At 39.7% G+C, this 8,639-nt stretch carries 2 protein-coding genes; both read right to left on the bottom strand.

Translation table 11 applies throughout. The annotated features are described in order from the left end of the window. A partial coding sequence (locus tag Q0976_RS23710) for a condensation domain-containing protein (RefSeq protein WP_299497295.1) occupies positions 1-1,569 on the bottom strand: 1,569 nt, incomplete at its 3' end. A 17-nt stretch (positions 1,570-1,586) separates the two neighbouring features. After that, on the bottom strand, positions 1,587-8,618 hold the full coding sequence (locus Q0976_RS23705; RefSeq protein WP_299497293.1) for a non-ribosomal peptide synthetase: 7,032 nt from the start codon (positions 8,616-8,618) through the stop codon (positions 1,587-1,589). Positions 8,619-8,639: the final 21 nt, after the last annotated feature.

The raw sequence follows: 8,639 nt of genomic DNA, 5'->3' as shown, positions 1-8,639 counted from the left end.
TGTCTTCTCTTGTGGGTACGCTGAATTGGTGTCATTCCACTGATATAAAAGCTTCTCTTTCTCTGCGTTAGACAGGACATCAACCTGTTTAATTGTTTGTCCTGAGCTATTAACCAACCACGATAAGACCCGGATATACATCTCCTGATAGTGGACGATGGTCTCGTTATCATACAGAGCGTTGGCAAAGTTCCATTTACCGTGAATACTCGCTTGGCCGGCATCCAACAATAAGCTGATATCAAACTTAGCAGGGGTGTAACCAAGCTTCTCCATATCTTGAGAAACGAGTGGAAACTCACCTTCTACTGGGTTATTGCCAAAGCGATGCACTCCAAACATCACTTGAAATAATGGGTGCCGTGATGGATCTCTCTCAATATCCAGTTCACTGATCAGCTTTTCAAATGGCAACTCCTGATGCACTTTGGCATCCATTACTACTTGGTGGACTTGCTCGACAAATGAATCGATATCTTGCTCTGGCGCTACTCGGGTTCGTAGTGCCAAAGAATTAACAAAAAAACCAATTAAATCGTGCGTATGCGTATAATGACGGTTATCCGATGGCGTTCCAATCACGATATCCTGTTGATTCGCGACTCGGCTCAGTAACAAGTAAAAGCCACTTAAGAGCAATGAATAAAGCGTGGTGTCTCTTTGTTTAGCGGATTCCCGTAAGGCTTGAGACAGCTCGGCATTAAGCACGAAGTCAATATCTTCCCCCACATAACTCACTTGCGCAGGCCTTGGGTAGTCTGTCAGTAACCCCAATGGTTCATAACCTGATAATTGTTCCCGCCAATATTGAAGTTGCTCATCAAGCACCTCTCCAGTCAGGTGATCTCGCTGCCATTGGGCATAATCACTATAGCTAATCGATAGCTCAGGTAGTTGAGCTGGGCGCTGCTCTATTTCAGCTTGATATAACTCAGAGAGTTCACGCACAAATACGTCTGAAGACCAACCATCGAATGCAATATGATGCCAAAGCAATAAAAGAAAACGTTCACCGTCGCAATCATATCGGCACATACGGAACGGGGCTTCAAACGAAAGATCAAACGGGTGCTTCACGTCGTTCTTTAGGCATTCCATTAGATGCTTTCTATCACCTAGGATTTGGTGATCAACAATAATGCCTTCTGAGCGCAGCTGAGTGTAGCAGTCCCCTTCATCCGTTTGATGGTACGTGCTATTTAACACTGGATGGCGAGCTATGATCTTGGTAATCGCGCGGACTAAAGCTCCTTCATCAGTATCATCTTTTAGGGTAGCAATATAAGGGATATGGTAGCTATCGGTTCCTTGTTCATAGCGTTCTATAAACCATAACCTTTCTTGCGCAAACGAACATTGCGAAAAAACTTTTCTACAATAAAGTAGAAAATCCTTCCTACTCTCCACTTTATTTTCCCTTAAAAACTCCTTGACCAAAGAAATATTTTCTCTAATCAAGATTTTCAAGCTACCAGTAGCATCATTCTTAGAGAAAGCTGCTTTCAAATCGTCACCCAACACCCAAACAGCGGCATCGTTTTTATATACTTTATAAATTATATTCATCATAACTATGATACCCAGAACTAAAACGTAAACTCTTCTACATCGTCGTCCGGCTCGATACTTTCAACTCTAGTAATATTCACAACCTCAATGGGTTTTAGGCAATCAGAAACATCTGAAATCCTAGGATTACCATATAAGAGTGACAATGGGAGCTCCCTATTTAAACGTTTTTTAACCTGAGCTCCCAACTTAATAGCTGAAATAGAATCCCCACCGATTCTAAAAAAGTTATCATCGATCCCAACACTTTCTAGTCCTAGAATAGAAGCCCAAATATCACACAGCTCTTCTTCTATATAATTTCTGGGTGGGACATAATTATTAGACTCTATTAAATTAGGCTTTGGCAGTGATTTCCTGTCGAGCTTCCCGTTAATGGTTAACGGAAATTCATCGACCTCGACGAACAACGATGGGACAATATAGTCAGGGAGAATGCCTTGTAGGAATGACCTTAATTCAGTCTCATATTGGCTTGTGCCTACATATGGTGTATTAGAAAGTTTACTTTCAGATCTTAAACTAGTGCTAATCTCCGCTGTATCAAAAGTCTTCTTACTTTTGGTAAAAAGCAAATGTAATCTGTCTGATACGGCGCTTTCCGTTGACTTGTGTATCGACAGGAAATATCCATTTAAAACAGCCAAGTCGTATAACTCATCAACAGTCTTTATAGACTGAAGATCTAACTTATCACCAAGTAATAAATTAAATTCATACGAAACTCGTTTGTCAGGATAACCGTCTAAACAAATGTTGTTGAAACCAGAAGAAAGTAACAAGTCCAAAGACATTCCTTTCGACCACTTCTGTCTTTTCCATTCTGGTAACACAAAGGGATTTTCATCGGAAGTACACTTATTTCCCACATGTATAATCACATCATAACGAAACCTATTCATCTCATTATGGTACTGACCACGTTTAGGAAGGATTTGCACCCGACTTATACGATCACATTTTTTCTTCAAAAACGAAAAGTATTCGGGAGAAATAAGAAGTTCCTTATCTCTTCTTGCCGCAGCTCTAGCTTTTTCTACTAATTCTTCTTTTGATGACCCATTACTCTGGTACTTCAGAACTGATAGGTGAAAAGCTTCAATAAGAGCATAGTCTCTTACATCACCAATAAATATAGTACCTGATTGTCCAAGCAGATCGACACTAGATAGAATAACTTTCTTAAAGTAATCGATATTTGGGAAATACTGGCAAACTGAATTAAGTATTACTGTGTCTAAATCCGAATTTGATTTAAAGTTTCCTACCTCATCAGCACGGCAGTTTATGAAAGAAGCATTTTTATAACTATCTAAATCAGCGACACGTTTCTTTAGCTGTTCTATAACTTCATAAGATAAGTCTGTCGCGATGTAATTATCACATTCATCAATCAATGGGTGCAAGATCAAACCGGTTCCACAACCAATTTCCAATATACTTTTCGGATTTAAATCCCGAATTCGAGTAATCGTATTATCTTGCCATTCCTTCATTTCCTTAGGGGGTATAGGATTTAAGGTATACGAACTGTTCCAAGTTGTGATATCAAATTTTTCTGATTCACCATCGCTTTGACGATAAGATTCATTGTATAGCGACTCCCATATTCCAATAGTTTCATCTTCAGACTTTGAAGTACTTTCTCGTACGTACCAGGCTACAAGCTGAGTGCTATTGGAAATGTCTTCAGGATAAACACAACATTGCCTTACTCCATGATGAGTTATAAGTGTGTTTTCTATCTCTCCAAGCTCGATACGATGACCATTAATTTTCACCTGAAAATCATTACGTCCGAGATATTCAATATTCCCATCCGACAGCCAGCGAACAAGATCCCCTGTTTTGTACAATAGATCCTTATTTGCTTGGGACACAAAAGGGTTACGAAGGAAACGCTCTCTCGTTAAATCAGGTCGATTCAAATAACCTCGAGCGACTTGAACACCTCCGATGTAAAGCTCCCCCGGAGCTCCTACCGGCACGGGTTTCATGTGCTCATTGAGAATATATAATTGAGTGTTGGCTACCGCCTTACCCAAAGGTGGAGGAGTAAGTGAGTCCTTTGAATTAAAACAGTTAAAATGTGTGACATCTACTGCGGCTTCTGTTGGACCGTATAGATTTATTAACTTGGCTCCGTGCCCCTTTTGGATTGGCACATTCTGAACTGTGTGGCTTCCTAACGCTTCACCGCTAAAAAACATATACTTGATGCTCTCCGGAATACTAAACCCGGAGTCTTGCAGGTAGCCATTAAATGCGTCCACCATTGACGGAACGAAGTGACAAACTGTTACCTTTTCTTTATACATCAGAGAGTAAAGGTTTTCGGGGTTTTTGTGATCTCCTGGAGAGGATATTACAGTAGTCGCTCCATATTGGTTTGCCCATAGTAACTCCCATACAGATACATCGAAAATATATGGTGTCTTTTGTAACACCACATCATCTTCTGCTATAGGGTAGTATGTCTGCATCCATTCAATTCGATTAACTATAGAACGATGCTCTATCATTACTCCCTTTGGTTTTCCGGTAGTCCCTGATGTATATATAATGTACGCTAGGTCTGTTGGTGAGGAGAAGCTTGGTAAGTTACCTTCTGGAAGCTCACTATCCCTGATTACGTTGTCAGCACTTATGACCGAAACTTGGCTATCTCCTAATAGCTTAATGAGTTGTTTCTCATAATTTCTTTGAGTCAATAGGATAGGAGATTTTGTATCCTCTAATATAAACCTAGTACGGTTTTTAGGAAAATCAGGTGATATAGGAACATACGCGCAACCTGACTTTAATACTGCCAGGACACTAACGAGCATTTCAATTGACCGATCCAGATATAGGGCTATAGATGTCCCTGTCTCTAGCTCGCAGCCAAATTCACGTTGGTATTCAGAACGAATGTAATTAGCTAACTGATTAGACTTTGCATTTAATTCACTGTATGTAACCTTTTTCCCTTCAAAAACTAATGCAACACTATCCGGTGTTCTAGCAGCTTGTAACTCGAATATCTGATGTAATGTTTTATCGCTTTGGAAATTCACCTTTGTGTCATTCCAGATAGATAATATTGAATGGCGTTGCTTATCAGTCAATACATCAATCTCTGTATGAACCCTATCAGGGTTTTCAGCCAAGAGGTTGATAACATTTCCTATTTGCTCAGTTAGACAGACTGCCTTTCCTTTGCTCATAAGGTCAGAGTCATAGTTAAATCTAACTGTAATAGAGTCAATTTTATCATATACAATCAGGCTAATAGGGTAATCATTTTTCTCTACACAATCAGACAACGTAGCCAAAGGCTGCACTATCTCGTCCAGAGACTTTGGATAGTTTTCGAAAACGAACAAACTTTGGAATAACCTCTCACCGCGCTCCTGCAACGACGACAAAGAAACACCACAATAACTGTTAAGGGAAGATATACTCCCTTGTATTTGCTTCAAAATATCAGCACAAGAAACCTCTTCCCAGTTAACGGCCAACGGGAGCGTGTTAATATAAAGGCCTACACTGTCCTCTATATCTTCAATAGGAAGATCCCTTCCTGATACAGTTGTTCCAACAATCGTTTGTTCGCTATTGCTATAAACTTGCAAAAGTTTGTGCCATGCAAACTGAAAAGCGACATTTAGTGTTATTCCTAAAACATGACATTTTTGCTTTAATCGGGTGAAACCTTCACCATCAATGTCAAAAGTTATTCTACCTTCTGTCGGGACCGTACGCCTCGTTGATAAATCCACTGGATTATCCAACATGAAACGAATATCAGTTGCCCCATTCCAATTGGATTTTTGCCCTTCCCAGTACTCCTCAGTTATATCTTTATTTTTAAGATAGTACGATTGTGCCTGTAAATACGTACGCTCTGATTCTAATGGGACGTCCTGGCCGTTACATAACGCTATATATGTATTGTGAATAAACTCCCACATAATAGGCCCACTCCAACCATCACTGACAGCATGGTGTTCGTTTCTTATTACTGTGTATTTATTATGTGATAATTTAATTACTTTAACCCTAATTAAACCAGGAATACCTAAGTTAAAAGGTTCTTCTCTATCGTACTTCTGTATATCGAGTACTTTTTTCTTAGATTCTGAGTAAGGAAGGTGACTGAAATCATACTCAATAAAATGATCATTTGTAATCGGGTTTCCCGACACAATAATTTGTAGTGGCTCTCCATCACTATCAAAAGCCATCCGAAGGACGGGCCATTTGTACGCGGCAATTTCCCACGCACGCTTGTAAAGATCAACGTTTAAAGCATGGCCATAATTTAAGATGACTTGCCCTCGGTAAGCATCATCTTGTGGGTATGCTAAATCATGAAAAACGAAGCCCTGCTGGAGACTGGTGGCTGGAAAAATCTGTTCGACATTGTATCTAGACTGGATGTCTTTCAACCGCCTGAACTGTTGGTCAGGTAATGATAAATCTGAAGGAGTATACATACTCCCTAGAGCCGATTGTGCGCAAGCAGCATCAACCACACGGTTAATAGATGATTTAAGCGCCTTTATCAAAGTGATAGTATTATGTTCACTTAAACGAGATGCTATCTTAATGACTAACTTTCCATTCTGAACATAGCTATTAACGTTTATAAGTAGCCCATCGTTATTGGCTTCTGAAACCCATGTCCCTGTATCCTCATCTGAAATCACCCAGCACTCACTCGAATGACCTGTATCAAACTGACCTAAATAATTAAAACTTATGGGCGGAAGATTAATATCAAGAGAGCCACTGTCAATTAGTGCCCCAAAGCCAATGCCTTTGTCAATCACTGAACGAAGCATTTCTTTCGTAGTAACAATGACATCTTCAATATCATCTGATGCCCTAAGGCACACTGGGTATAATGTAGTAAACCAGCCAACAGTTTTAGTCACATCGATATTGTCATCAATAACTTCCCGACCATGCCCCTCCAAGGTAATGACATTTCTATCGTTATTAAATACCTGTGATAATGAGATGCTGAATGCCGATAACAGGAGATCGTTGACTTCCGTGTGGTAACCACTTGGTGCATCTCTTAACAAACGGTCTGTTTCAAATTCTGTTAACTCTATTTTATTAATACTAAGCACATCACATTCTGGATATTGATAGAAGTCATTCTCTACATTACGCCAATAATCTACTTGCCTAGTATTTTTCTGTGCGTATTGTTCAACCGTATTAACCCACTGTCTGTAACTACTAGTTTTAGGAGAAAGGGGACTACCGGATATAATATGTTGGATATCTTCTACAATTATTCGCCACGATACAGCATCGATAATTAGGTGATGAAATATGAATATCAACCTATCTAATCCATCACTCGTATTTTTTATGCGAACCGTTTTCCACAGAGGACCATTTACGAAGTCAAGTGTAGTATGAGCCTCTGACAAGATGTCTGAGATAGAATTAGGATTATACTCTTCCATATCCAGAACACTAAGTGATACTGATATAGATTTTGTAGGGTTGTAAGACTGACACCATTGATCATCTTTTGCATATGTCGCCGTCAACATATCATGATGTTCTGTTAACATTCTCAACGCAGACTCAAGGCGGGTGTCTGAAATTTCCGACGGTATTTTTGTGGTGAACGACTGATTAAAGTGATTTTGCTCCTTGAATTGGTTATCAAAGAACCATTTCTGGATTGGCAATAGACCAAACCGGCCAACTAGTTCACCTTCTTCGGTTTTAATCGAGCTTTCCTTATCACTCTCCAACACTGGGATCAGCTGAGTTATTGTCGGCGAGTCAAAAATATCCTTAGCTCGAATCGAAAAACCTTGACGACGGAGTCGGGAAACTAACTGGATACAGATAATTGAATCACCACCAATACGGAAGAAATTATCTTCAACTCCTACCTTATCAAGACCTAAAACCTCACTCCATATTTGGCACAACGTCTTCTCTATTTCTGTTGTAGGGTCAATACACTCATTAATATCGACTAGCGTTGGTGCAGGAAGCCTTTCATGATCTAGCTTTCCATTACAATTCAACGGTAACGAGTCAATCAAGTTAAATGTTGTTGGTATCATATAGCTAGGGAGTCTTTCATTCATTGATTTCCTAGCCGACTCGATCAACTGTCGCCCGGTTTCTTCGTCGACCTCCGAAAGATTTTTCCTTGGAACAAGATATGCTGATAAATACTTAGCCCCATTATTTTCCCTTGCAATAACGACAGACTGTTTTAACTCAACATGCTCCGACAGTACATTTTCTATTTCACCTAGCTCTATTCTATAGCCTCTAATCTTTACCTGGCAGTCTTCTCGTCCAAGATATTCTAATGTTCCGTCTTTCAACCTACGAACAATATCTCCCGTCTTATATAAGTTTAAAGAGCTTATTTCACTGTCACGTTTAGATAAATGATTAAGAACAAACCTTTCCTGAGTCAGTTTAGGTAAATTTAGGTACCCCCTTGCAACGCCTTCACCACCTATGAATAGCTCACCTGGAGTACCAATAGGAACAAGGTTATTGCTAGCATCTAAAACATATAAGTCCACATTATTTATCGCAGAACCAAGTTTGTTTACATCGTTATCAAATTGATATAAATGATTACTCGCAAGTACAGTTGCTTCTGTGGGGCCATATTGCAAATAAAAGTCAAATGGAAATCTCGACCCTGTCAAGAGTAAAGGCTCACCCCCCCCATACAGTACTTTCAATCGAGATTGACGAATTTCATTTTCTAACTGTTTGACTATTGCGGGAGGTAAACACTGATGTGTAATATTATTCTCAGAAATGAAGTCTACAATTTCTTCATGTTCTCCATCGTAAACATAAAGACTTGAGCCACCGAGCAGCGAAGCGAATATTTCTGTTACGCTCGCATCAAATACATAATTCATATAAAAACAATATCGGCTGCTTTCTTCGCCCCCGAAAATAGCGATCTGAAAAGTTGCCATATTTACTACATTAGAGTGTGTGATCATCACCCCTTTAGGCTGCCCAGTCGTCCCAGACGTATAAATCACATACGCCAAATCTTGCGCTGTACTTACCTC

This window comes from uncultured Shewanella sp., from assembly GCF_947501665.1.
Classification (GTDB): Bacteria; Pseudomonadota; Gammaproteobacteria; order Enterobacterales; family Shewanellaceae; genus Shewanella.
This window is presented reverse-complemented; position numbering and strand designations above follow the sequence as displayed.